The sequence below is a fragment of the Mesorhizobium sp. M0772 genome, assembly GCF_040320135.1.
Lineage (GTDB): Bacteria > Pseudomonadota > Alphaproteobacteria > Rhizobiales > Rhizobiaceae > Mesorhizobium.
Genome location: NZ_JAMYPB010000032.1, coordinates 1 through 22,709 on the forward strand (window position 1 = coordinate 1; position 22,709 = coordinate 22,709).

The window sequence follows — 22,709 nt, forward strand, 5'->3', positions numbered from 1 at the left end:
TCTGCGTCGAGGCGTTTTCGGCCCGCTGCAACCAGTTGCTGCGCTCGGCGCCGATGGCGTCGAGCCGGCGCGTGCGCGCCTCGGCTTCGCGGCGCAGGCCTTCATGGACGGCGCGCGCGTCGGCCAAGGTTGCGCGATCGCGGCTGACATTGGCGGCGGATTGTTCAAGCTGCAATTGCAGGTCGCCGAGATCGGGGGCGTCCTGCAGCAGCATTTCGGCCTCGGCGAAGGCGGCGGCCGTTTCTTCATGGCTGTCGACGATTCGCGCGCGCGCCTCGTCCAGGGCGGCGCGGCGGCTTGCCAGCTCGCCACCGGCCTTTTCGGCCTCGGCCAGCGCGCTGCGGGCGGCGTCCAGGCCGTGCTGGGCATCGCGCCCGGCCTGGCGCGCATTGCGTTCGGCCTCGCTCGCCTGGCGGAGTGCCTGTTCGGCCTGGGCAAGGGCGGCTTCGGCCTCGCGCATCATCTGCGTCGCCTGTACCGCCTCGGCATCGAGCTCGGCCAGCCGGTTCTTCTGCGCCAGCCTTTGCGCGGCCGCGGTCGGTGCATCGGCGCTGGCGGTCAGCCCGTCCCAGCGCCACAGCGCGCCGTCACGGCTGACCAGCCGCTGGCCGGGGGCAAGCAGCGTCTGAAGGCGTTTGCCGTCGGCGGCATCGACGATGCCGATCTGCGCCAACCGGCGGGCAAGCTGCGAAGGCGCGCGCACCACGCTGGCGAGGCTCTTGATGCCTTCCGGCAAGGCCGCATCGCCTGGTTGAACCTGGCTTTCGCCCCAATGCACCGGCGCGCTGCGGTCGAGCGGCACGTCGAGGTCCTCACCAAGCGCAGCGCCAAGCGCCGTCTCATAGCCACGTTCGACGCTGAGCTGCTCAAGCACCGACGGGAAAAGATCGCCGCTGGCGGCATTGAGGATCTTGGCCAGCGTGCGCGCTTCGGTCTCGATGCCGGCGAGCTCCGACCTGGCGTCCTGCAGCGGCGGACGAGCGGCACTCTCGGTGGCGCGCGCCTCGGCGACCGCCTGTTCGGCAGCAATGGCGCCGGCCTCCGCTTCCTCCAACCGGGCGAGCGCGTCCTCGACCAGAGCACGTTTTTCGGCCGGGTCAGGCAAGCCCGCAACCTTCGACACAATCTCGGACAATTCGCGGTCGACGTCGGCCAGCTGGCGGGCAAAGCGGTCGCGGCGTTCGGCGTTTTCGCGCAGCGTGCGTTCGATCTGATTGCGCGCGGCGGCGGCCTCCGCTCGTTCTGCGGTCAGCGCAGCGAGCTTTGCTTCGCTCTGCGACAGCGTTGCGCCGGCCTGCTCGAAAGCGGCCCGCGTCATGGCCTCGCGTTCGGCGGCGCCGGCATTTTCGGAGTTGAGCGTGGCTTCTTCCTCGCGCAGGCGCTCAAGAATATCCGCATTGTCGCGGACCATGCGCTCCTCGCGCGCGATGTCGCCGTCGAGCTGCTGCAGCCGGCGCTCGAGTTCGGCCTGGCGGGCGCGGATGCGGCCTGCCTCCTCCTCGATCTGCGCCTTGGCGATGGACAGGCGCTGGAAGGCGGCGGCAGCCGCGGCCTCGGCGTCACGCAGGTCCGGCAGCCGGTGGGCGCCGATGCCTTGCTCCCGGGCGGCAGCCATCTGGGCGGCGGCGCGGTCGCCGACCAGAGCTGTGGCAACCGCCAGCGCCGAACGCGCATCGCCCTCCTGGGTCTTGGCCAAAGTCCAGCGCAGATGCAAGAGCGTGGCTTCCGCCTTGCGGATATCGGCCGACAGGTTCTTGAAGCGCGATGCCTGGCGCGCCTGGCGCTTAAGGCTTTCGATCTGGCTCTCCAGTTCGCCGACGACATCGTCCAGCCGTTCCAGATTTTGTTCGGCCGCCTTCAGCCGAAGCTCGGCCTCGTGACGGCGCGTGTGCAGGCCGGAAATGCCGGCGGCCTCTTCGAGCAGCGCGCGGCGCGCCTGCGGCTTGGCCTGGATCAGTTCGCCGATGCGGCCCTGTCCGACCATGGAAGGCGAGCGCGCGCCGGTCGACTGGTCGGCGAACAGAAGCTGCACGTCCTTGGCGCGGGCTTCCTTGCCGTTGATGCGGTAGAGCGAGCCGGCTTCGCGCTCGATGCGGCGCGACACCTGCAATTCATCGGCGTCGTTGAAGGCGGCGGGCGCGGTCCGGTCGCTATTGTCGAGGAACAGCGTGACTTCGGCGGTGTTGCGGGCCGGGCGCGTTCCCGAGCCGGAAAAGATCACGTCGTCCATGCCGGACGCGCGCATGTTCTTGTATGAGCTTTCGCCCATCACCCAGCGCATCGCCTCGACAAGGTTCGACTTGCCGCAGCCATTCGGCCCGACAATGCCGGTCAGGCCGCGTTCGATGACGAACTCGCCGGGTTCGACGAAGGACTTGAAGCCGAGGAGGCGAAGGCGCGAAAACTTCATTCGCGCCTGCCTGGAAGGCACAAAGGTGCGCTGACGCCGAAGCGCAGTCGCTCCGGCGCCGCCTGGACGTCAGAGCAGAGGGTCGATGATGGCCGATATTTCCTCAATCGACATCGCACCTTTGTAGGTTTTCCCGTTGATGAAGAAGGTCGGCGTCGAGTCGACCTTGAATTCATCGGCGCCGCGCTTCTGGACCGATCTCACATCGTCCAGAAGTTTCTGGTCCGTCAAGCAGGCCTCGAAGGACTCCTGTGTAAAACCGGCGAGCTTGGAGATCTGCAGCAGCGCATCCTTGGTATTGTTGACGCCGACCCAGTTGGCCTGCTGCTTGAACAGCACATCGACCATCGGGAAATAATTGTCCTTCGAACAGCGCGCCAGCATGAAACCGGCCTCGGCGCTCGGATCGAACGGGAATTCGCGCAGGATGTAACGCGCCTTGCCGGTGTCGATGTACTTCGTCTTCAACTCAGGGAAGGTGGTCGCGGCGAAATGCGCACAATGCGGGCAGGTCATCGAGGCATATTCGACGATGGTGACCTTGGCGTCATCCTTGCCGAGCTGCTTGTCGGGCAAAGCGCCGGGCTTCAGCAGTTCGGCCATGTCGACATTGCCGGAAGACTCCGGGACCTTGACGGCGGCCGGAGTGGCAGGCGTCGAAGCCGGCATTGCGGGAGCCGCAGGCTTCACATCCGCTGCTTTGGCATCCTCGCCTGAATCGCTGCATGCGGCGAGCATAGCCACTGCCGGAATGACGGCCAGCGAAGACAGGAGGTTTCTGCGGGACAAGCTACGGTTCATGCGAATCACCTGACTGTGGTTTGATTTTGCAACGCAAAGGCTAGAAAAGGCGAGAGTTGGCGGGAATTAAGGCATCGCCGTCCCCATTCCAATCGCCAAACTCTACATGCAGGATCACGAATGCGCGAGATAGATGACGCGTTCATGACCGACTGATTACCGGTTGATTACCTTGGCCGCTTCCTTTGGCCAAGAATTGTGGCGCCAAGACGCTCCAGCGAGGCGCGCAAGCCTTCATCCTCGATCTTGCCGACGGTATCGGACAATTTGGTCTTTTCGACGGAAGTCAGTGCTCTCGGCGTCGGTTTCGGCCGGGCTTTGTCCCTCAGCACCGGCTTTTGCACGATCCGGATCCTGCCGATCGCGTTGAAGCCGAGAAAGGCATTGACGCGGTTGATGATCTCGCCGGTCTCGTGCTGTAGGTGCAGCGCGGCCATGCCTTCGCAGGCGATGACCAGCACCGCCGGCTCGAACGGATCGTCCTCATGCATGCGGCGCGGCCACTGGATTTTTTCGGGGCGCGAATGGCCGGCGAGCCTGGGGCCGGCGATCTCTTCCCATGACTGCACCAGCCCGATCGAAATGCCGGCCCGCTTGCGCAGCACGGGGTCGAGGATCGCGGTCGCGAGATCGCTCACCGGAACGGGATTGCCGTAAGGCGTTCTCCCTGCCATGTACGTTCTCCAGCCACGCTCCTCACCAGCCTAGAGCCAGCCCGCGATCAATGGCACTGCACGAACAGACCCGCAAGGCCGCATCCGGACCAACTCTATCGGGAGAGATCGCCGCGCGTCTGCTTGCCTGGTACGACGCGCACCATCGCGAACTGCCGTGGCGGATCACGCCGCACGCCGCGGCCGGCGGGGCACCGCCGGACCCCTATCGCATCTGGCTTTCGGAAGTGATGCTGCAGCAGACCACGGTCGAAGCGGTAAAATCCTATTTTCGCGCCTTTGTCGAGAAATGGCCTGATGTGAAGGCGCTGGCGGCTGCGCCGGCCGAGGATGTGATGAAGGCCTGGGCCGGGCTCGGCTATTATTCACGGGCGCGCAACCTCAAGGCCTGCGCCGATCTGGTTGCGAGCCAGGGCGGCCGTTTTCCCGACAACGAAACGGGATTGAGGGAATTGCCGGGGATCGGCGCCTATACGGCGGCGGCGATCGCGGCGATCGCCTTCGACCGTCCGGCGGCGGTCGTCGACGGCAATGTCGAACGTGTCATCTCGCGGCTCTATTCGATCGCAACGCGGCTCAGCGAGGCAAAGCCTGAAATCCGCGCGCTCGTCGCAAGACTGGTTCCGCAGACAAGGCCGGGCGACTTCGCCCAGGCAATGATGGACCTTGGCGCCACGATCTGCACGCCAAGACGGCCGCGCTGCATGCTGTGCCCGGTGCGCGAGGATTGCAGCGCCATCCTGTCCGGCGACCCCGAGCGCTTTCCGGTCCGCCTGCCCAAGGTCGACAAACCACTCAGGCGGGGTGCCGCCTTCGTCGCCGAGCGCGGCGACGGCGCCATCCTGTTGCGCAAGCGGCCTGACAAGGGCCTGCTCGGCGGCATGACCGAGGTGCCGACCACAGGTTGGACAGCGCGGATCGACGGTGCAACCACTTCGGAGGCAGCGCCCTTCCCTGCCGACTGGCGGCGCGCTGGAGAGATCGCGCATGTCTTCACCCATTTCGCGCTCGAGCTCGAAGTTTTTCACGCTCAAGTGAAAAGTGATGCGCCGGAAGGGCATTTCTGGTCGCTGGCCCATGACATTTCCGGAGAAGCGCTGCCGACCGTCATGAAAAAGGTCATCGAAGCAGCGATACCGGGCGCAACCAAAAAACACCGCCCAATTGACTAGCATTCGCTTTGAAAGGCCAGAAATGACTGAAATCCGCCATATCGTGTTCGACATCGGCCGCGTCTTGCTCCACTACGATCCGAACATTCCGTTCAGCCGCCTCATTCCCGATGCCGAAGAGCGCAAGTGGTTCTTCGACAATGTCTGCACGCATGACTGGAACATCGAGCAGGACCGTGGCCGGACGTGGGAAGAGGCGGAAGCGCTGCTGATCGCGGATTACCCGGATCATGCTGAAAACATTCGCAATTTCCGACGCTATTGGAACGACATGGTGCCGCATGCCTATGAGGACAGCGTCGCCATCATGCTCGGCCTGATCGAGAGGGGCCACGACGTGACCATGCTGACCAATTTCGCCGCCGACACGCTTGCCGAGGCAAGACTGCGCTTCGACTTCCTCAGCCGCCCGCGCGGCGTGACCGTGTCGGCCGACATCCGTGAGATCAAGCCCGACCGCGCCATCTACGACCATCACGTCGCCGCGTTCGAGCTCGAGCCATCAGCCACACTGTTCATCGACGACAGCCAAAAAAATGTTGACGGCGCCAAGGCGGCCGGCTGGCAGTCAGTGCTGTTCACGGATGCCAAGACGCTGCGGGCAGATCTTGCGGGGTATGGGATCGCGGTGTGAATGCGCGGAGGGCCGAAATAGCGCTCTACGGCGCCCCGCTCTGGCCTGCCGGCCATCTCCCCCTCAAGGGGGGAGATCAGCAGCAGCTGCGGCCGTTCTCACCTTGCAAGATCAAAAATTGGCGAAAGCGTTGATGATGACAGCAATCTCCCCCCTTGAGGGGGAGATGCCCGGCAGGGCAGAGGGGGGCCGTCGTAGAGCGCCGAATTTAAACCTTGAATCTCAGGCCCCTGCGCGCTCCATACCGAGCCTGGCGATGCGGCGCAGTTCGTCGATCGGGGTCAGGCCGCCCGAGCGCTCATAGTGCCAGAAGGTCCAGCCATTGCAGGCGTCCAGGCCCTGCACTTCGGCGCCGATCTTGTGGATCGAGCCGGCGCTGTCGCCGATGGCAACCGTGCCGTCGGCGCGTACCTTGGCCGACCAGCGCTTCTTGGCATCGTAAAGCGTGGCGCCGGGCTGCATAAGCCCGGTATCGATGAGGCTGACAAAGGCGACGCGCGGCTCGGCGCGCTTGCCGGTGAGCACGGTAAGATCGGCGCTTTCCAGCGGCCGCACGGCATCGATGCGCTCATTGGCGGCGTCGATATAGGCCTGCTCGCGCTCGATGCCGACGAAATGGCGGCCGAGGCGCTTGGCCACGGCACCGGTGGTGCCGGAGCCGAAAAACGGGTCGAGCACGATGTCGCCCGGCTTGGTCGAGGCCATCATGATGCGGGCGAGCAGCGCTTCCGGCTTCTGCGTCGGATGCAGCTTGTCGCCATTGTCGTTCTTCAGCCGCTCGCCGCCAGTGCAGATCGGGAACAGCCAGTCGGAGCGCATCTGGATGTCGTCGTTCGATGCCTTCATGGCTTCGTAATTGAAGGTATAGCCCTTGCCCTTCTGGTCGCGCGAGGCCCAGATCATGGTCTCATGCGCGTTCTGGAAACGGCGACCGCGGAAATTCGGCATTGGGTTGGTCTTGCGCCAGACGACATCGTTGAGGATCCAGAAGCCGAGATCCTGCATCTTGGCGCCGACGCGGAAGATGTTGTGGTAGGAGCCGATGACCCAGATGGTGCCATTCGGCTTCAGCACGCGGCGTGCCGCCAGGAGCCAGGCGCGGGTGAAGGCGTCATAGGCCTCGAAACTCTCGAACTGGTCCCAGTCGTCGTCGACGGCGTCGACCTTGGACTGGTCGGGCCGGTGCAAATCGCCGTCGAGCTGCAGATTGTAAGGCGGATCGGCGAAGATGACGTCGATGGATTTTTCCGGCAGCCGGTCGAGCGCGGCGACGCAATCGCCCTTGAGGATCGTGTCCAGCCACTCGGATTGCTGGGGGGCGTGGGAGAGGTCGGCGACAAGACGCACGGCAGACATTTTTACACCCAAGGCACGCGTTACTGTTTACTCCCCGTTATGGTTACCGATCAGCGTAAATATTCGGTGAAGGACGCAACGGTCCAGGCAGCCCTGTCGTCGTTAATTTGCGCAGTCCGGCCCGTTGGTGTATGTCGCGCCGCTTGAGCCCCGCCGGGCTTCCCCCCTCGTTTCGGATTGCCATGCCCCAGCCAGACCTTGTCATCTTCGATTGCGACGGCGTGCTCGTCGATTCCGAAATCATCGCAGCCCGTGTCGAGGCCGAATTGCTGACCTTGGCCGGATATGAAATCTCGGCCGAGGAATACGCCGAAACCTATGCCGGACTGACTTTCAAGGACATCATGATGCGGGTCGAGGCGAAGTCCGCGATCCCGTTCCAGGCCTCGATGATCGACCGGGCCGAGGAGCTGGTCGACCGCAAACTGCGCAGCGACGTTCGCGCCATTGACGGCGTGCGCGAGGCGGTCGCCGCAGTGACAGCGCCGCGCTGCGTCTGCTCGAACTCACGCTTGGAGCGGGTCGAGTTCATGCTGGAGAAAGTAGGCCTGCTGCCGTTCTTCGCCGGCCGGATTTTTTCGGCGCTGGAGACACCAAGCAAGAAAACCAAGCCCGCGCCGGATGTGTTCCTGCTCGCGGCGGAGCAACTCAACGCCAATCCGGCAAACACCTTCGTCATCGATGATTCGGTGCACGGCGTCACCGGCGCCAGGGCCGCCGGCATGCGCGTGATCGGCTTCACCGGCGCCGCGCACAGCTATCCCGGCCATGCCGATGTGCTGACCGAAGCCGGCGCCGAAACCGTCATCCGCCGCTGGGCCGAACTGAAAAGTGTGATTGCCGCTCTGTCGGAGTGGTCGGACGCCTGAACCGATCAGTCCTTGGCTTTGGCCGACTTGGCCGGTTTCTTCTTTGCCCTGTTGTAGGCAATAGCGGCACGGACGAGCGCTTTCAGCGCATCCGCATCGATCTCGTCGCCCTCCGACACATCGATGGCGCGCCACACCTTGCCGTTGAGCCCGTTGTTGAACAGCCTGTCGGGATCCGGCAGGCTGGCGCCATGGGAAAAGGTCAGCTTCACCTTGTCCTTGTGAGCGTTGCCGACGGCGATCATGCCGTCGCGCGACCATACCGGGCTGCCCATCCACTTCCACTCCTCGATGATTTCCGGATCGGCGTCGAGGATGGTCTTGCGCAGGCTGGCCAACGTCTTGCCCCGCCAATCGTCCAGCTCCCGGATTCGGGCATCTATCCGCTCGGAGGCAGAGGCGCCTCCCTCGTCTTTGCTCGACATACTGGTCTTCATGGTCTGCCTCCGTTCACATCTTCTCGCCGGGCAATCGGCTGGCCTGCTTCACCCAGGAGGCGAAGCGGGCTTCGTCGATCTCTTCGCCTTCATGGATGTCGAGATAGCGCACTTCCTTTTGCCTGGAACCGCCGGGAGGCACAGGATCGAGCGACGTGCCGCGAAAGAAGGCGACTTTGACGTATCTGGTGAAGCAATGCAGGCTGAGGAACCAACCCTCGCCCTCGATGCCATAGAACGGTGAGTTCCACTTCACCGCCTTGTAGACGCCGGGGACGGCGCTGACGATAAGTGCGTCGATCCAGCGCCCGACATCGCTTTTCCAGCCCGGCATGGCAGCAATATATGCCTGCACCGGAGCGTCCCCATAGGCCTTCGGGATCTGCGGGTTGCCGCCCGAAAGCAGGACCGGCTTTTCCGGCTTGTCTGGGGCCGGTTTTGCGACCTTCGATTTTCCCGGCGCCTTGGCCATGTCCTACCCTTGCGCGCCCTGCTCGCCACGCGATCTCGCGACGTAAGGCAGCACGAACATGTAGAGGCCGCTGAACAGCAGCAGGAATAGCGGCAGCAGCGGCGAATAGACCACCCAGGCCGGAGGTTGCCCGAACGCCATGGTGATGAAATTGGCTGCCACGGTCAGCGTGAAGATGATCGACAGCCAACGATGGGTTTGACGTATCCATTTGCTCAAATTCATTGCAACCTCCTCTTGAAACCAGCGCCTACCAACGCGCCAGCTGGGTGATCTGGATCAGATTGCCGCAGCTGTCGTTGAGCTGGGCGATGGTCGAGCCGGTCACTTCTGTCGGCGCCATGGCGAACGCACCGCCGCGTCCCTTGATGCGCTCGTAATCACCCTTGACCTCGTCGGTGAACAGCATGAGCGCGGGCTGCCCCTGCTTGAAGATGGCCTGCTGGTAGGCCTTGGCGGCCGGGTTGTCGTTGAGCGCCAGCTGTAGCTCGATTCCGTCGGGCTCATCGGGTGAGGTGACGGTCAGCCAACGAAAAGGCCCATTGCTGAAGTCGGCCTTCACGGCAAAGCCCAGCACGTCGGTGTAGAAGCGCAGTGCGTTGTCCTGGTTGTCCACATAGACGCTGGTCAGCTTGATCTTCATCGATTTTGTCCTTTTTGCATTCGGTGCCCCGCAGTCAGGGCATGGTACCGGCAGGCTTCAATCCGGCTTCGCCAGAAGCTGCTCCAGCTTGGTGAGAAATTGCTGCCACCCGGCCCTGGCGCCGCCATAGGCCTGCTTCTGGCTCGGCTGGAAGCCCGACTGCTCGACGCGCAGATGGGTCCCCGTGCTGGTGGGCGTGAGCGTGAACGTCACCACGCTCTTCAGATTGTAGGCGGCATCCTCATGCGCAAAATCCCAGCTGTAGGACAGCGTCCTGCCTTGCTCGACGGCGAGGACCTCGCAATCGAGCACGCCGCCCCAGTCGCCGCGAAGATTGAAGCTGTGGCCGACGACAGGCTTGAAATCGTTCTTCATGAGCCATTCCTCCATCAGATGCGGCTGCGTCAACGCGCGCCAGATCTTCTCCGCCGGCCAGGATATTTCACGTTCGACGACGACGGTGCGCAGTTCGGGATTGCTCACTGGTCCATCCTTTTCAGCAGGTTCTCGAGGTCATCGAAGCGGCCCTCCCAGAATCCTGTCATTTGAACTGTCCAGTCGGTCAGCGGACCAAGTGCCTCGGGCTGGGCGCTGTAGTGGGTCTGGCGTCCGGCGTGGCGGTCACGCACCAGCCCGGCCAGCTTCAGGACGCCGAGATGCTTCGACACCGCCGGTTGCGAAACCCCGGACTGCGCCGTCAGCGCCCCCACGGTCTGCTCACCCTGGCGGCAAAGGCGCTCGAAGATGGACCGCCGGGTCGGGTCGGCAAGCGTTCTGAACAAAGTATCGTGGGCGTCTGGCATAGGATCGATAACCTGCGAGATATTGATTTACGTATAACCGCCGGGCTATGGATGAGTCAAGTGCGCTGGCGGAATGGATCGAGATTTAAAGGCAGACGCGACCTGCCCGCAGGCGCACACCTGCAGGATCACGATCGGATCGTTGGATGTTTCAAAGAGTTGACCGGCACCGTCGCAGCAGCGACGGCGCCCAGGCGCTTAGTTCGTCGCGGGAGCGCGCTTCTTTTTCTTGCCGGACTTCTTGTCCGCCGCCGCCGGCGCGGTGTCGTCATAGCCGGCATAGACAGTGTAATCCCGGGCGGAAGGTTCGGGCACGACGACGTTGGGATCGGTGAACACGAACTGGGTGGCGGTCGAGGGATCGCTGACCTGGATCTGATAGGGGTGGATCTGCGAATAAAGTACGTCGGGGCCGTGCATGACGGCAATGCGGATCGGCATGGTGATGGTGCCGGGGGCGAACAGCGGTCCCGGCACGATCTTGCCGGCAACGCCAACCTTCATCGTCAACTGGCCGTTGGCACGGCTGCAATCGCGGCTCACATCGCTGATCGAGGCCTGGTAGATGATCTTGGCCGGATCCTTGTTCGGATCGACGATGGAGCCGTCAGGCGCCGTCTGCGCGGCGGCAGCGGCCTCGGCATCCTGTGTTGCATCAGCCTTTTTCTTTTTCGGCTGCGGCGCGCCCTTGGCGTAGGTATTGAAGTATGCGGTGCCGTCCCGCACCGTCACTTTCGGGCAGTAGGCCTGCAACTGGCTGGCGAGAACCTTGGGATCCTGAGGCGGTATTGGCGCATTCGGGTCGGTCTTCTTGCCGAAACCGAGATTGAGGATGCCATTGTCGCTCGATTGGCAACCGGCGGCGGCAAGCATAAAGCCGGTTAGCGCCAGACCCGCGACAAAGCGACGGTTGAACTTATGAAACGCCATGAAACTGCACTTCCCTCTCGCAAAGTTGGTGACGTATAGCAACGCCACGGCAAAAATGCGACTGAGGCGGCTCGGAAAATTAACCAATTGCCGTGGATGAAACCGGCGGCAGCAATGGACCTTTGACGATGCGCTATGTGAGTACCCGCGGGGATGCACCCGTGCTTGGATTTGCCGATGCGGTGCTGGCGGGGCTGGCCCGCGACGGCGGGCTTTATGTGCCGCAGACATGGCCGCAGTTTTCGGCAGCCGAGATCCGCGCCATGCGCGGCCTGCCATATGCGGACCTCGCCATCCGCGTGCTGACGCCGTTCCTCGGCGGCGAGATCGCCGCACCCGTCTTCGAGCGCCTGGTGCGAGAAGCCTATGCCACCTTCCGCCACCGGGCCGTCTGCCCGCTGGTGCAGACCGGCGCCAACACGTTCATCCTCGAGCTCTTCCACGGTCCGACGCTGGCCTTCAAGGACGTTGCCATGCAGCTGCTTGCTCGGCTGATGGACCATGTACTGACTGAGCGTGGCCAGCGCGCCACCATCGTCGGCGCGACCTCGGGTGACACTGGCGGCGCCGCCATCGATGCCTTTGCCGGCCGCGACCGAACTGACATTTTCGTGATGTTCCCGCATGGCCGCGTCTCGCCGGTGCAGCAGCGGCAGATGACGACATCGACTGCCGCCAACGTCCAGGCGCTGGCGATCGAAGGCAATTTCGACGATTGCCAGGGCCTGCTGAAGGATATGTTCAACGATCATCGTTTTCGTGATCGCGTGTCGCTGTCGGGCGTCAATTCGATCAACTGGGCCCGCATCATGGCCCAGATCGTCTATTATTTTTCCTCGGCGCTTTCGCTCGGCGCGCCGGACAGGCCGGTCTCCTTTACCGTGCCGACCGGCAATTTCGGCGATATTTTCGCCGGTTACGCCGCCAAGAAGATGGGCCTGCAGATCGAGCGGCTGATCGTCGCCACCAACGACAACGACATATTGGCGCGCACTTTCGCGACCGGTGAATACCGCACCAAGGGTGTGTTTGCGACGACGTCGCCATCGATGGACATCCAGGTATCGTCGAACTTCGAGCGGCTGCTGTTCGAGGCCTGCGACCGTAACGCAGAGACGGTGCGGCGTTACATGGCCGGCCTCAAGCAATCCGGCGCCTTCACCATCGAAACCGCGGAAATCGACCGGATGCGGTCCGAATTCGACGCCGGACGCGCTGATCTGGACGAGGTTGCCGCCACCATCCGTTCAACGCTCGAATCCAGCAATTATCTGCTCGATCCGCACACGGCCGCGGCCGTGCATGTCGCCGCCGGCAAGGCTGACGGTGCAGTGCCGATGGTGGTGCTGGGCACGGCGCACCCGGCCAAGTTCCCGGCCGCGGTCGAAGCCGCCTGCGGCGTGTCGCCGGCCCTGCCCGCATGGCTGGGGTCCTTGATGTCAGCCGACGAAAAGTACACGGTACTTCCATCCGACCTGAAAATGGTGGAAGATTACGTGAGCCGCCACTCAAGGGCAGCGCGTTAGGGAGTACTTGCCATATGGGTGTTGAGGTAAGCCGTCTGTCGAACGGCCTGACAGTCGCCACCGAAACCCTTCCAAGCCTCGAATCCGTTGCCCTTGGCGCCTGGGTCAAGTCCGGCGCCCGCAATGAGCGTGACGACGAGCACGGAATGGCCCATCTGCTCGAGCATATGGCCTTCAAGGGTACGAAAAGGCGGACGGCCTTCGAGATCGCCTCGGAAATCGAGGATGTCGGCGGCGAGATCAATGCCGCCACATCAGTCGAGACGACGTCCTATTACGCCAGGGTGCTGTCCGACGATGTGCCGCTGGCGGTGGATATCCTTGCCGATATCCTGCAGGAGTCCGAATTCGACCCAGAGGAACTGGAGCGCGAGCAGCATGTGATCCTGCAGGAGATCGGCGCCGCGCACGACACGCCCGACGACATCGTCTTCGACCGTTTCACCGAGACCGCCTTCCGCCACCAGACGATCGGCCGCTCGATCCTCGGCACGCCGGAAACCGTCAAATCCTTCACCTCCAAACAGCTGCATGATTTCATCGAGCGCCAATATGGCGCCGAGAAGATGGTGATCGTCGCGGCCGGCGACATCAAGCATGACAATTTCGTGCGCGAGGTCGAAAAGCAGCTCGGCGGTTTCCGCAGCAAGTCCGACAGCACGATACCCCAATATGCGCAGTATGTCGGCGGCGATTTCCGCGAGGATCGCGACCTGATGGACGCGCAGATCGTGCTCGGCTTCGAAGGCCGAGCCTATCATGTGCGCGATTTCTACGCTTCGCAGGTGCTGTCGATGATCCTCGGCGGCGGCATGTCGTCCCGGCTGTTCCAGGAGGTCCGCGAAAAGCGTGGCCTGTGCTATTCGGTCTATGCCTTCCACTGGGGTTTTTCCGATACCGGCATCTTCGGCGTTCATGCCGCGACCGGGCAGAGCGACATTGCCGAACTGGTGCCGGTCATTATCGACGAGCTGCAGAAGGCCGGCGAGAATATCCTTCAGGAAGAGCTCGACCGCGCCCGCGCGCAATATCGCGCCGGCCTGATCATGTCGGCTGAAAGCCCGGCCAGCCGCGCCTCGCAGATCGCCAGGCAGCTGCTTCTGTTCGGTCGGCCGATCGCCAAGGAGGAATTGATGGAACGGCTGTCGGCGCTGACCGTCGAGCGGCTGACCGACCTTTCGTCCCGGCTGTTTTCGACCAAGCCGACGCTGACCGCGGTTGGACCGGTGGGTACGCTCGCGCCCTATGAGGCGATTCTCGATTCGCTTGCGGGCACGCACACCACGGCCCGCAAGCTCGCCGTCTAAGCCTTCAAGCGCCGGTGTTCGCGCTCCCTTTCTTTCGCCGTGACCTGCCGGCACTGAAAGGCGACCGGGTCATGCTGCGCGTGCCCTACACCAACGACTATCGCGAATGGTCGGCGGTGCGCGGCGAAAGCCGTGCCTTCCTCGAACCGTGGGAGCCGCGCTGGACGCCCGATGAACTCGACCGCACCGCCTGGCGGCTGCGCATCGGCCGCTACCGCGAAGACTATGCGCAGGGGACAGCCATCGCCTTCTTCATCTTCGAGAAGGCGAGCGGCAAGCTTGCCGGCGGCATTACGCTCGGCAATATCCGCCACGGCGTCTCGCAAAGCGGCCATGTCGGGTACTGGATCGGGGAGCGGTTCGGCGGCCGCGGCCTGATGACCGACGCGGTCAAGGTGGTCTGCCGCTTCGCCTTCGATACGCTGCGGTTGCACCGGATCGAAGCTGCCTGTATTCCCGACAATGTCCGGTCGATCCGCGTGCTTGAAAAAGCCGGATTCCGGCGCGAAGGACTTCTGCGATCCTACCTCAGGATCAACGGCATCTGGCAGGACCACTACCTCTACGCCCGGATCGCGGACGATCCGCCGGGCGCTGGAACGAAGGACTGATTTTTGACGAATTTCCTGCGAAACGGGTCGCTGTTGGCCTTTGTTCTGGCGGTTGTCGTCACGCTTTGCGCGGCGCTCCCGGCCTTCGCCGTCGAACCGATCAAGATTGCCCGCGACGATGTCGCGCTCGACCTGTCGCGCGCCGTCCAGATCTACGTCAATCAGGGCGAAAACTTCCAGGTGTCGACCGCGCCCGGTCCCGACGGCATCGTGCGGCGCATCGAGGTCGAGGCCAATGACGCGCGCTCGAGCGGCGACTGGGCGGTATTCGCGCTCGCCAACACCACCGACCAGCAGCTCGACCGGCTGATCGTGGCGCCGCATTTCCGGCTGGTGAATTCCGGCATCTTCTGGCCCGATCTCGGCGCCACCCGCATCGCCGCGATCACCCCCAGCGAGGGCTTCGCGCTCGACCGGCAGTCAAGCTCCGACGCCGACGTGTTCCGGGTGACGCTGAACCCGGGAACGGTGATCACCTTCATCGCCGAACTCGCCTCGCCGAAGCTGCCGCAGGTCTATCTATGGGAGCCGGAAGCCTACAAGGACTCGGTCAATTCCTATACGCTGTTCCGCGGCATCGTCATCGGCATCGCCGGGCTGCTGGCGCTCTTCCTGACCATCCTTTTCGTCGTCAAGGGAACCTCGATGTTTCCGGCGACAGCCGCACTTGCGTGGGCGGTACTTGCCTATATCTGCGTCGATTTCGGCTTTCTAAACAAGATCATAGAGATATCGCCCGGGAACGAGCAGATGTGGCGGGCGGGAACGGAGGTGGCGCTTGCGGCGACCTTCGTGGTGTTCCTGTTCGCCTATCTCAACCTCAACCGGTGGCACGGCCATTTCAGCTATGGCGCGCTGGTCTGGATCCTCGGCCTGGTGCTGATTGCGGGTGTGGCCATCATCGATCCGGCCGTCGCCGCCGGTATTGCCCGGCTGTCCTTCGCCGCCACCGCGCTGACCGGGCTTGGCCTCATCATCCTGCTCGGTCTTCGTGGTTATGACCGTGCGATCATGCTGGTGCCCAGTTGGGTGATGGTGCTGCTATGGCTATGCGGGTCGTGGATGGCGATCACCGGCATGCTCGACAACGACATCGCCCAGCCGGCATTGGGCGGCGGGCTGATCCTGATCATCCTTTTGATCGGCTTCACCGTCATGCAGCATGCCTTTGCCGGCGGCGCGCTGCATCAGGGCCTGTTCTCCGACCTCGAACGGCAGGCGCTAGCCGTAGCCGGCTCCGGCGACACGGTGTGGGACTGGGACGTGCTGCGCGACCGCGTCGTCACCAAGCCCGACGTCAGCATCCAGCTTGGCCTCGCTCCCAACAGCCTGGGGGGTGCGGCCCGCAACTGGCTGCCGGTGCTGCATGCCGACGACCGCGACACGTTCCGCACCACGCTCGACGTGGTGCTCGAACATCGGCGCGGCCGGGTCTCGCAGAATTTCCGCCTGCGCGGCGCCGACGGGCACTACCACTGGTTCTTGCTTCGGGCGCGGCCGGTGATCGGCTCGGATGGCGAAGTGATTCGCTGCGTCGGCACCATGGTCGACGTTACCGAGCAGAAAAAGTCCGAGGAAAGGCTGCTGCACGATGCCGTTCACGACAATCTGACCGGCCTGCCCAACCGCGAACTTCTGATGAACCGGCTGGAAGCCATCATCTCGATCGCGCGCACCGAAGAGAAGGTGCGCCCCACCGTCTTCGTCATCGACATCGACCGTTTCAAGCAGGTCAATGACGGGCTTGGCATCTCGGCCGGCGACACCATCCTGCTCACCATTGCGCGCCGCTTGCACCGGCTGTTGAAACCTAAGGATTCGCTGTCGCGCTTTGCCGGTGACCAGTTCGCCCTGATGCTGCTCTCCGAACAGGAACCCTCCCGCATCGCGGCGGTGGCAGACGCCATCAAGCACGCCATCAACAACCCGATCACCTTCGCCAAGCGCGAGATCGTGCTGACTGCCTCGATCGGCCTGATCACCTGGACCTCGGCGCAGACTTCGGCAGAAGACATGGTCAAGGACGCCGAGCTTGCCATGCACCAGGCCAAGCGCTTCGGCGGCGACAGGATCGAGCCGTTCCGGCCGGCCTTCCGCACCGTCGGCACCGACCGGCTGCAATTCGAATCCGATCTGCGCCGCGCCATCGAGCGGCGTGAGTTCACCCTTGCCTACCAGCCGATCGTACGGCTGGAGGACGGCAGCATTGCCGGCTTCGAGGCGCTGCTGCGTTGGGACCATCCGCGCCGCGGCATGATCCCGCCGGGCGATTTCATCCCGGTCGCCGAAAGCTGTGGCCTGATCGTGCAGCTTGGGCTGTTTGCCATGCAGCAGGCGGCCGAAGACCTCGCCGGTTGGCAAAAGCAGATCGGCGACACGCCGCTGTCGGTGTCGGTCAATCTGTCCAGTCGCCAGCTGATCCGCCGCGACCTGGTCAGCGATGTCCGCTCGGTCATCGCCCGCGCCAATCTGAAGCCGCGCTGCTTCCGGCTCGAACTTACCGAATCGCTGGTCATGGACAATCCAGAGCAGACCTCGCATGTGCTGACCAAGCTCAAGCAGCTCGGCATCGGCCTGTCGCTGGACGATTTCGGCACCGGCTATTCCTCGCTCGCCTATCTGACCCGCTTCCCCTTCGACACCATCAAGATCGACAAGAGCTTCGTCGACGACGCGACGCCGAAGCGGGCGGTGCTGCTCAAATCCATGGTCAACATGGCGCATGAACTCGGCCTGTCGGTGGTGGCCGAGGGCATTTCCGACGAAAGCGATGCGCTGGAATTGCGCCAGATGGGCTGCGAATATGTGCAAAGCTTCATGTTCGGCGCGCCGATGCCAGGCGACCAGGTGCTGAAGGCGTTGAAAGAACAGTACCCGATGACGCAGGCGTGATGGGTGAGGCATGCGTCGTGCAGGCGCGTGGTTACATTGGAATGAACCCCGAAAATTAGCTGAAGCGACCGCGCCTTCGTCATCCTGGGGCGAAGCAAGGAGCGCAGCGACGCGGCGCAGACCCTAGGATGACGAAAGTGGCGGGCGGCTTCGGCTAGTCGCGAAGGTTCGGCGGAACGTCGGCGAAGGCGAGGCTTCAGGCGTGCCCCGCGGCCAGGCTCAAATGCGCCAGATCAATCCCGATCGATGCCAGGATGCGGTCGTACTTCCGCTCGATGTCGGCGTCGAACAGCAGCTCCGGCGTGGCCGGACAGGTCAGCCAGCCATTCTCGGCGATCTCGGTTTCCAGCTGGCCGGCGCCCCAGCCGGAATAGCCGAGCGCCATCAACGCGCGCCGCGGGCCGCGGCCGGACGAGATGGCGCGCAATATGTCGACCGTCGCGGTCAGGCAGATATCGTCGGAGACGGTGAGCGAGGATTCCACCCGGTAGTCGCCCGAGTGAAGGACGAAGCCGCGGCTGCGGTCCACTGGGCCGCCATTGCGCACCACGAAGTCGCGGGCCTGCGCAGGCAGCCTGATCGCCTCCTGTTCGTTCATGATGCCGAGCTGCACCAGAAGATCGGGAAACAGCATCTGCTGCGTCTGGTTGATGATCAGGCCCATGGCGCCTTCATCGCTGTGCGCGCAGATGTAGATGACCGAGCGCGTGAAGCGATCGTCCTTCATGCCGGGCATGGCAATCAGGAACTGGTCGTCAAGAAAGCCGCGTCCACCGGCTGTCTTTTTGTGGCGCAACAAGTCCATGGACTGGAGCGTAACGCGTTTCCGGGACGCCGAAAAGATGCGCCGCGTGCGATTCGGCCAAAGCCCAACGGTTGGAACAACGGAATCTTGACTGCGAACTTCACTCGGCCGATTGCTTGAAGCCAACTGTTCCTTGCCCGAAGGTCACGCAAATATGATACGCAGAGCGCCATGAAAACATTGCGCGGCCATGAACTGACGATCAAATCAACGCCATGCAAAGCTTGAAAATCCTGCTGCTCGGTATTGCTATCGGATGCGGAGCAGTCCTGCCCGCCGCCGCCTCCTCGTCGGAATGGTACAACAGCGAAGGCGGCAAGGTGCGGCTGGTGACAACAGGCAAGGCCGACGAGGCCGGTCGCATACAGGGCGTGCTCGACATCGCGCTCAAGCCCGGCTGGAAAACTTATTGGCGCGATCCGGGCGACGCCGGCGTGCCGCCGCAGATCGACGTTTCGGCCAGCACCAACATCACCGATGCGGCGTTTTCCTTCCCGCCGCCGCAGCGCCATGACGACGGCTACGGCAAATGGGCCGGCTACAACCATCCGGTCTCGCTGCCGGTGACATTCACTTTGTCGTCGCCTGGGGATGCGGCCGTCATCGATGCCGACATCTTTCTCGGCATCTGCGAGACGATCTGTATTCCGGTGCAGACGCGGCTGAGCGTCGATCCCGCCGCCGATCCCGACAATGCCGAGGATGCGGCGCTGGTGAAGGCTGCACTCGCCACCTTGCCCGCGCCTGCCAAGCCCGATTTCGGGATCAAGGTGCTGCCGGGCGACCATGAGACGCTGATGGTCGAGGCGACTTTTCCCGGAGATCCGGAGGCGGCGGATTTATTCGTCGCCGGGGGACGCGATTATATGTTCGGGGCGCCTGCACGCAGCGAAAAGGACGGCCGGCTGGTATTTACCATTCCGATCCTCGACCGGCCGTCGACGACACCGACCGATGGCGGGTTGTATTACACCCTGACAAGTGCCGAAGGCGCGGTCGAGGGCGTTCTGCCGTTCCCCTGATACCGAACCCGATCAGGGCTTTCCCTTGATCCAGGCCTTGTCGGCGGTTGCGGGAGATGCCCGATTTCGCTATCGCAAGAAACCTTCCCTGCTTTTCACACGAGGACCATCATGACGATTGCCGTTGGCGACAAACTGCCCGATGCGACCTTCAAGGAAATGACCGCCGACGGCGCCAAGGTGATCACCTCGGCCGAGATTTTCGCGGGCAAGAAGGTCGTGCTGTTCGGCGTTCCAGGCGCCTTCACGCCGACCTGCAGCAACAATCATCTGCCGGGCTATCTCGAGAACCACGATGCCATCCTGGCCCGCGGCGTCGACACCATCGCCGTCGTGTCCGTCAACGATGTCCATGTCATGGGCGCCTGGGCGAATTTCACCGGCGGTCAAGGCAAGATCCTCTATCTCGCCGACGGCAATGGCGACTTCGCCAAGTCGATCGGCCTCGACTCCGACTATTCCAGCGGCGGCATGGGATTGCGCTCGAAGCGCTTCTCGATGATCGTCGACAACGGCAAGGTCACGGCGCTCAATGTCGAGACCAAGCCAGGAGTCGACACGTCGGGTGCCGCTCACATTCTGAGCCAGCTCTAAACCGCGGCCGCCTCGGCTCATGAGCGCCATGGCCTGACGACCACGCGCTTCCGGCCGGATTGCCTGCTTTGGGGGACATCGACGATGTTTGACATCATCTGGCGCAGCATTGCGATCGGCATCGGCGCCACCGTGCTGATGGATCTTTGGGCGCTGTTCCTGCATCTGGCGCTCAGTCAGCCGCGGCCGAACTGGGGGCCGCCCGGCCGCTGGGTCTGGCACCTTAGGGAAGGCAAGGTTTTCCACGACGATATCGCCCATGCCGCACCCTATGCGCATGAGCAGGCGCTGGGCTGGGCCTTCCATTATGTCACCGGCATCGTCTACGGCTTCATCCTGGTGGCGCTGGCGGGCACGGCATGGCTGGACGCGCCGACCTTCCTGCCGGCCTTCATCCTCGGCATGGTCACCATCGGCGCCGGCTGGTTCCTGCTGGCGCCCGGCATGGGCGCCGGCTGGGCTGCGTCAAAGCGCCCCAACGCGATGCAGATCCGCGCCTTCAACGTGATCTCGCACACGGTGTTCGCGCTCGGCCTCTACGGCACGGCCCTGCTGATCCGCTGAGGACAGGTTCTATCCGCTGGTCGCCAGCGGCTTCATCGCGGCTACGGTATCGATGATCTCCTGACATCCGCTTTAGCGCGGCGCCAGACTGTCTATCGGCCGCCATCCGTGGACGACGCGGCGCGTGCCGACATCATAGGCGAAGTAATTGCCGCCGCCGGCCGGCTGATCCGCCGCGCGGCTGATTGCGCGGCCGCTGAGCGAGAGCAGCAAGAGCGTTCCGACGCCGCCATGGCCGACGAAGGCAATGTCGCCGCCGTCGGCAGCACCCAGCACCGTTTCGACCTCGCTGACAATGCGTTGCTGGGCGTCGATGGCCCGTTCCCAGCCGCGGATGCTTTTGTGCGGGTCGGCGAAGAACTGGTCGGCGACCACCTCGAACTCCGGCGGCGGCAGGAAGCCGGTTGCCGACCGATCGTTCTCATGCATGCGCTCCCTCACCTCGACCGCGAGGCCGAGGTGTTTGCCAAGGATCTCGGCGGTTTCGATCGCCTTGCGCTCGGCCGACGAGACGACACGGCGAATCGACCCGACCCATGGCTGATCGAGCATGGCTGATGCTGTCGCTCGTCCGATCTCGGACAGCCCCCAGTGCGGCACGGGAACGTTGGCATCGATCTGAACCTGGGGATGGGTGATGTAGTATACGATCGGCATGAGTGAGGTCTCCTGCCGATAGCTTGAGCTCAATAGCTCTGGGTCGAGCGCCGTGCCCGCGGCGCCGGCTGCTTCTCGGATGCCGCCGGCTTCAGCGCCACTTTCGGCGCCGCAGGTTTGGCTGAGCCCCTCTTGAACGGCGCCATGCCTTCCCTTGCGAGTTCGTCGGCGCGTTCGTTCTCGGTGTGGCCGGCATGGCCCTTGACCCAGTTCCAGGTCACGTTGTGGCGCCGATTGGCCTCATCCAGCGCCTGCCACAGTTCACCGTTCTTGACCGGCTTCTTGTCGGCGGTCTTCCAGCCGTTTTTCTTCCAGCCGTGGATCCATTTGGAGATACCGTCCATGACATATTTGCTGTCGGTGTGAAGCTCGACGGCGCACGGCTCCTTCAGCGCATTCAGCGCCGAGATGGCGGCCAGCAGTTCCATACGGTTATTGGTCGTCTCGGCCTCGCCGCCCGACAATTCCTTGGTCTTGCCGTTGAAGCGCAGGATGGCGCCCCAGCCGCCGGGACCGGGATTGCCCGAGCAGGCACCGTCGGTGAAGATTTCGACCTGCTTGGTCATGTCAGTCCGTATTCCGAAGGCGACTTGATCGCGCGGTGGAAGCGCATGCGGCGGATATATTCGGTCGGATCGCGCTTCATGACCAGCCCGCCGTCGGGAACGGTCAGCCAGTCATAGAGCCGGGTCAGCATAAAGCGCAGCGCCGAGCCACGCGAAAGCATCGGCAGCGCTGCTTTCTCGCCCTCGCTCAAAGGCCGCACGCTCTGATAGCCGGCCAGCAGCGCCGTGCCTTTGGTCAGGTTGAAGGAGAAATCCTTCTCGAAACACCAGGCGTTGAGACAGGTGGCGACGTCATAGGCGTAGAGGTCGTGGCAGGCGAAATAGAAGTCGATGAGGCCGGACAGTTTCTCGCCGAGGAAGAAGACATTGTCGGGAAACAGATCGGCATGGATGATGCCTGCCGGCAGGCCCTGCGGCCAATGGCGTTCGAAATCCGCGAAATCCGCGTCGACCTCGGCCGCCAGTCCCGGCTCGACCTCGTCGGCTCGGTCGCGCGAGGCATTCCAGAGTTTGCGCCAGCCCTCGATGGCCAGTGCGTTGTTACGCGTCATCGCAAAATCCTGCCCGGCCAAATGCAGTGCGGCGAGGGACTTGCCGACCTCCGCGCAATGCGCCGCTGTCGGCCGCCGCAGCGACAGGCCTTCGAGGAAGGTGATGATGACCGCGGGACGGCCGGCCAGCGTGCCGATGACGGTGCCGTCATGCGCGGTCACCGGCAGCGGACAGGAAATGCCTTTGCGGGCGAGATGGCCCATCAGGCCGAGGAAGAACGGCAGGTCGGCCTTGTCGACGCGCTTCTCGTAGAGCGTCAGTATGTAAGAGCCGCTTGAGGTGTGCAGCAGGAAATTCGAATTCTCCGTGCCTTCGGCGATACCCTTGTAGGACAAGAGTTCGCCGACTGGATATGCCCTCAGGAACGCGCCGAGTTCGCCCTCATTGACGTCGGTGTAGACCGCCATGGCCT

At 63.5% G+C, this 22,709-nt stretch carries 25 protein-coding genes; 10 read left to right on the plus strand and 15 right to left on the minus strand.

Translation table 11 applies throughout. The annotated features are described in order from the left end of the window. The 3 genes from NKI06_RS20040 to NKI06_RS20050 form a co-directional block, all read right to left on the minus strand. A partial coding sequence (locus NKI06_RS20040) for a chromosome segregation SMC family protein (RefSeq protein WP_352986831.1) occupies positions 1–2,410 on the minus strand: 2,410 nt, incomplete at its 3' end. A 69-nt stretch (positions 2,411–2,479) separates the two neighbouring features. Continuing rightward, positions 2,480–3,211, minus strand: coding sequence for a DsbA family protein (locus NKI06_RS20045; RefSeq protein ID WP_352758198.1), 732 nt, complete (start codon positions 3,209–3,211; stop codon positions 2,480–2,482). A 167-nt stretch (positions 3,212–3,378) separates the two neighbouring features. Continuing rightward, positions 3,379–3,885, minus strand: a complete 507-nt coding sequence (locus NKI06_RS20050; protein ID WP_352758197.1) for a DUF721 domain-containing protein — start codon at positions 3,883–3,885, stop codon at positions 3,379–3,381. Between the two features lie 50 nt (positions 3,886–3,935). On the opposite strand from NKI06_RS20050, the gene mutY reads away from it, so the two are divergent. Both mutY and NKI06_RS20060 read left to right on the plus strand, forming a co-directional pair. Further along, positions 3,936–5,057, plus strand: a complete 1,122-nt coding sequence (mutY, locus tag NKI06_RS20055) for an A/G-specific adenine glycosylase (protein WP_352986833.1) — start codon at positions 3,936–3,938, stop codon at positions 5,055–5,057. Between the two features lie 22 nt (positions 5,058–5,079). After that, on the plus strand, positions 5,080–5,691 hold the full coding sequence (locus NKI06_RS20060; RefSeq protein WP_352986834.1) for an HAD family hydrolase: 612 nt from the start codon (positions 5,080–5,082) through the stop codon (positions 5,689–5,691). Between the two features lie 222 nt (positions 5,692–5,913). Here the strand turns inward: NKI06_RS20060 and NKI06_RS20065 are convergent, their stop codons facing one another. Then, complete coding sequence (locus NKI06_RS20065; protein WP_352986836.1) at positions 5,914–7,047, minus strand: site-specific DNA-methyltransferase; 1,134 nt, start codon at positions 7,045–7,047, stop codon at positions 5,914–5,916. A gap of 182 nt (positions 7,048–7,229) precedes the next feature. Here NKI06_RS20065 and NKI06_RS20070 point away from each other — a divergent pair, with 182 nt between their 5' ends. Beyond that, a complete protein-coding gene (locus NKI06_RS20070; RefSeq protein WP_352986838.1) occupies positions 7,230–7,916 on the plus strand; it encodes an HAD family hydrolase in 687 nt (228 codons plus the stop codon). A gap of 5 nt (positions 7,917–7,921) precedes the next feature. On the opposite strand, the gene NKI06_RS20075 is transcribed toward NKI06_RS20070, so the two are convergent. The 7 genes from NKI06_RS20075 to NKI06_RS20105 all read right to left on the minus strand — a co-directional run bounded on the left by NKI06_RS20075 (position 7,922) and on the right by NKI06_RS20105 (position 11,201). Then, complete coding sequence (locus tag NKI06_RS20075) at positions 7,922–8,353, minus strand: DUF1801 domain-containing protein (RefSeq protein ID WP_352986840.1); 432 nt, start codon at positions 8,351–8,353, stop codon at positions 7,922–7,924. A 13-nt stretch (positions 8,354–8,366) separates the two neighbouring features. Beyond that, on the minus strand, positions 8,367–8,825 hold the full coding sequence (locus NKI06_RS20080; RefSeq protein WP_352986842.1) for a DUF1801 domain-containing protein: 459 nt from the start codon (positions 8,823–8,825) through the stop codon (positions 8,367–8,369). 3 nt (positions 8,826–8,828) lie between these two features. Continuing rightward, positions 8,829–9,050: a hypothetical protein gene (locus NKI06_RS20085; RefSeq protein ID WP_023668396.1), complete on the minus strand. Its 222-nt coding sequence runs from the start codon at positions 9,048–9,050 to the stop codon at positions 8,829–8,831. A 25-nt stretch (positions 9,051–9,075) separates the two neighbouring features. After that, on the minus strand, positions 9,076–9,468 hold the full coding sequence (locus tag NKI06_RS20090; protein ID WP_352460034.1) for a VOC family protein: 393 nt from the start codon (positions 9,466–9,468) through the stop codon (positions 9,076–9,078). A 57-nt stretch (positions 9,469–9,525) separates the two neighbouring features. After that, positions 9,526–9,951, minus strand: a complete 426-nt coding sequence (locus tag NKI06_RS20095) for an SRPBCC family protein (RefSeq protein WP_352460035.1) — start codon at positions 9,949–9,951, stop codon at positions 9,526–9,528. Continuing rightward, complete coding sequence (locus NKI06_RS20100) at positions 9,948–10,271, minus strand: ArsR/SmtB family transcription factor (protein ID WP_352460036.1); 324 nt, start codon at positions 10,269–10,271, stop codon at positions 9,948–9,950. Before NKI06_RS20100 ends, NKI06_RS20095 begins: the two co-directional genes overlap by 4 nt. Before the next feature lie 198 nt (positions 10,272–10,469). After that, entirely contained in the window at positions 10,470–11,201 is a 732-nt protein-coding gene (locus NKI06_RS20105) for a hypothetical protein (protein ID WP_023692064.1), read from the minus strand. A 128-nt stretch (positions 11,202–11,329) separates the two neighbouring features. Between NKI06_RS20105 and thrC the strand changes: the two genes are divergently transcribed. From thrC to NKI06_RS20125, 4 genes are read left to right on the plus strand one after another with little or no spacing between them, the layout of a single operon-like run. Then, positions 11,330–12,727, plus strand: coding sequence for a threonine synthase (thrC, locus tag NKI06_RS20110; RefSeq protein WP_352986844.1), 1,398 nt, complete (start codon positions 11,330–11,332; stop codon positions 12,725–12,727). A 14-nt stretch (positions 12,728–12,741) separates the two neighbouring features. Next, complete coding sequence (locus NKI06_RS20115) at positions 12,742–14,034, plus strand: M16 family metallopeptidase (protein WP_352986846.1); 1,293 nt, start codon at positions 12,742–12,744, stop codon at positions 14,032–14,034. Between the two features lie 14 nt (positions 14,035–14,048). Next, on the plus strand, positions 14,049–14,645 hold the full coding sequence (locus NKI06_RS20120) for a GNAT family N-acetyltransferase (protein WP_023668403.1): 597 nt from the start codon (positions 14,049–14,051) through the stop codon (positions 14,643–14,645). Positions 14,646–14,648: 3 nt separating this feature from the next. After that, entirely contained in the window at positions 14,649–17,537 is a 2,889-nt protein-coding gene (locus NKI06_RS20125; protein ID WP_023706671.1) for an EAL domain-containing protein, read from the plus strand. A gap of 196 nt (positions 17,538–17,733) precedes the next feature. Here NKI06_RS20125 and NKI06_RS20130 read toward each other — a convergent pair whose 3' ends face one another. Further along, a complete protein-coding gene (locus tag NKI06_RS20130; protein ID WP_023668405.1) occupies positions 17,734–18,342 on the minus strand; it encodes a YqgE/AlgH family protein in 609 nt (202 codons plus the stop codon). Positions 18,343–18,557: 215 nt separating this feature from the next. Between NKI06_RS20130 and NKI06_RS20135 the strand changes: the two genes are divergently transcribed. The 3 genes from NKI06_RS20135 to NKI06_RS20145 all read left to right on the plus strand — a co-directional run bounded on the left by NKI06_RS20135 (position 18,558) and on the right by NKI06_RS20145 (position 20,522). Continuing rightward, positions 18,558–19,364, plus strand: coding sequence for a protein-disulfide reductase DsbD domain-containing protein (locus NKI06_RS20135; RefSeq protein ID WP_023706670.1), 807 nt, complete (start codon positions 18,558–18,560; stop codon positions 19,362–19,364). Positions 19,365–19,475: 111 nt separating this feature from the next. After that, positions 19,476–19,958 (plus strand): peroxiredoxin, encoded by a 483-nt coding sequence (locus NKI06_RS20140; protein WP_023668407.1) that lies wholly within the window; start codon positions 19,476–19,478, stop codon positions 19,956–19,958. Between the two features lie 84 nt (positions 19,959–20,042). After that, positions 20,043–20,522, plus strand: a complete 480-nt coding sequence (locus NKI06_RS20145; protein ID WP_023816782.1) for a DUF2938 domain-containing protein — start codon at positions 20,043–20,045, stop codon at positions 20,520–20,522. Positions 20,523–20,594: 72 nt separating this feature from the next. Here NKI06_RS20145 and NKI06_RS20150 read toward each other — a convergent pair whose 3' ends face one another. Genes NKI06_RS20150 through NKI06_RS20160 form a run of 3 tightly spaced genes read right to left on the minus strand, consistent with a single transcriptional unit; the run spans position 20,595 to position 22,704 of the window. After that, the gene (locus tag NKI06_RS20150) at positions 20,595–21,179 is read right to left on the minus strand and encodes a histidine phosphatase family protein (protein WP_023827463.1); all 585 of its coding nucleotides are present in this window, start codon (positions 21,177–21,179) and stop codon (positions 20,595–20,597) included. 29 nt (positions 21,180–21,208) lie between these two features. Next, positions 21,209–21,745, minus strand: coding sequence for a ribonuclease HI (gene rnhA, locus NKI06_RS20155; RefSeq protein ID WP_023830284.1), 537 nt, complete (start codon positions 21,743–21,745; stop codon positions 21,209–21,211). Further along, complete coding sequence (locus tag NKI06_RS20160; RefSeq protein WP_023827465.1) at positions 21,742–22,704, minus strand: homoserine kinase; 963 nt, start codon at positions 22,702–22,704, stop codon at positions 21,742–21,744. Before NKI06_RS20160 ends, rnhA begins: the two co-directional genes overlap by 4 nt. Positions 22,705–22,709: the final 5 nt, after the last annotated feature.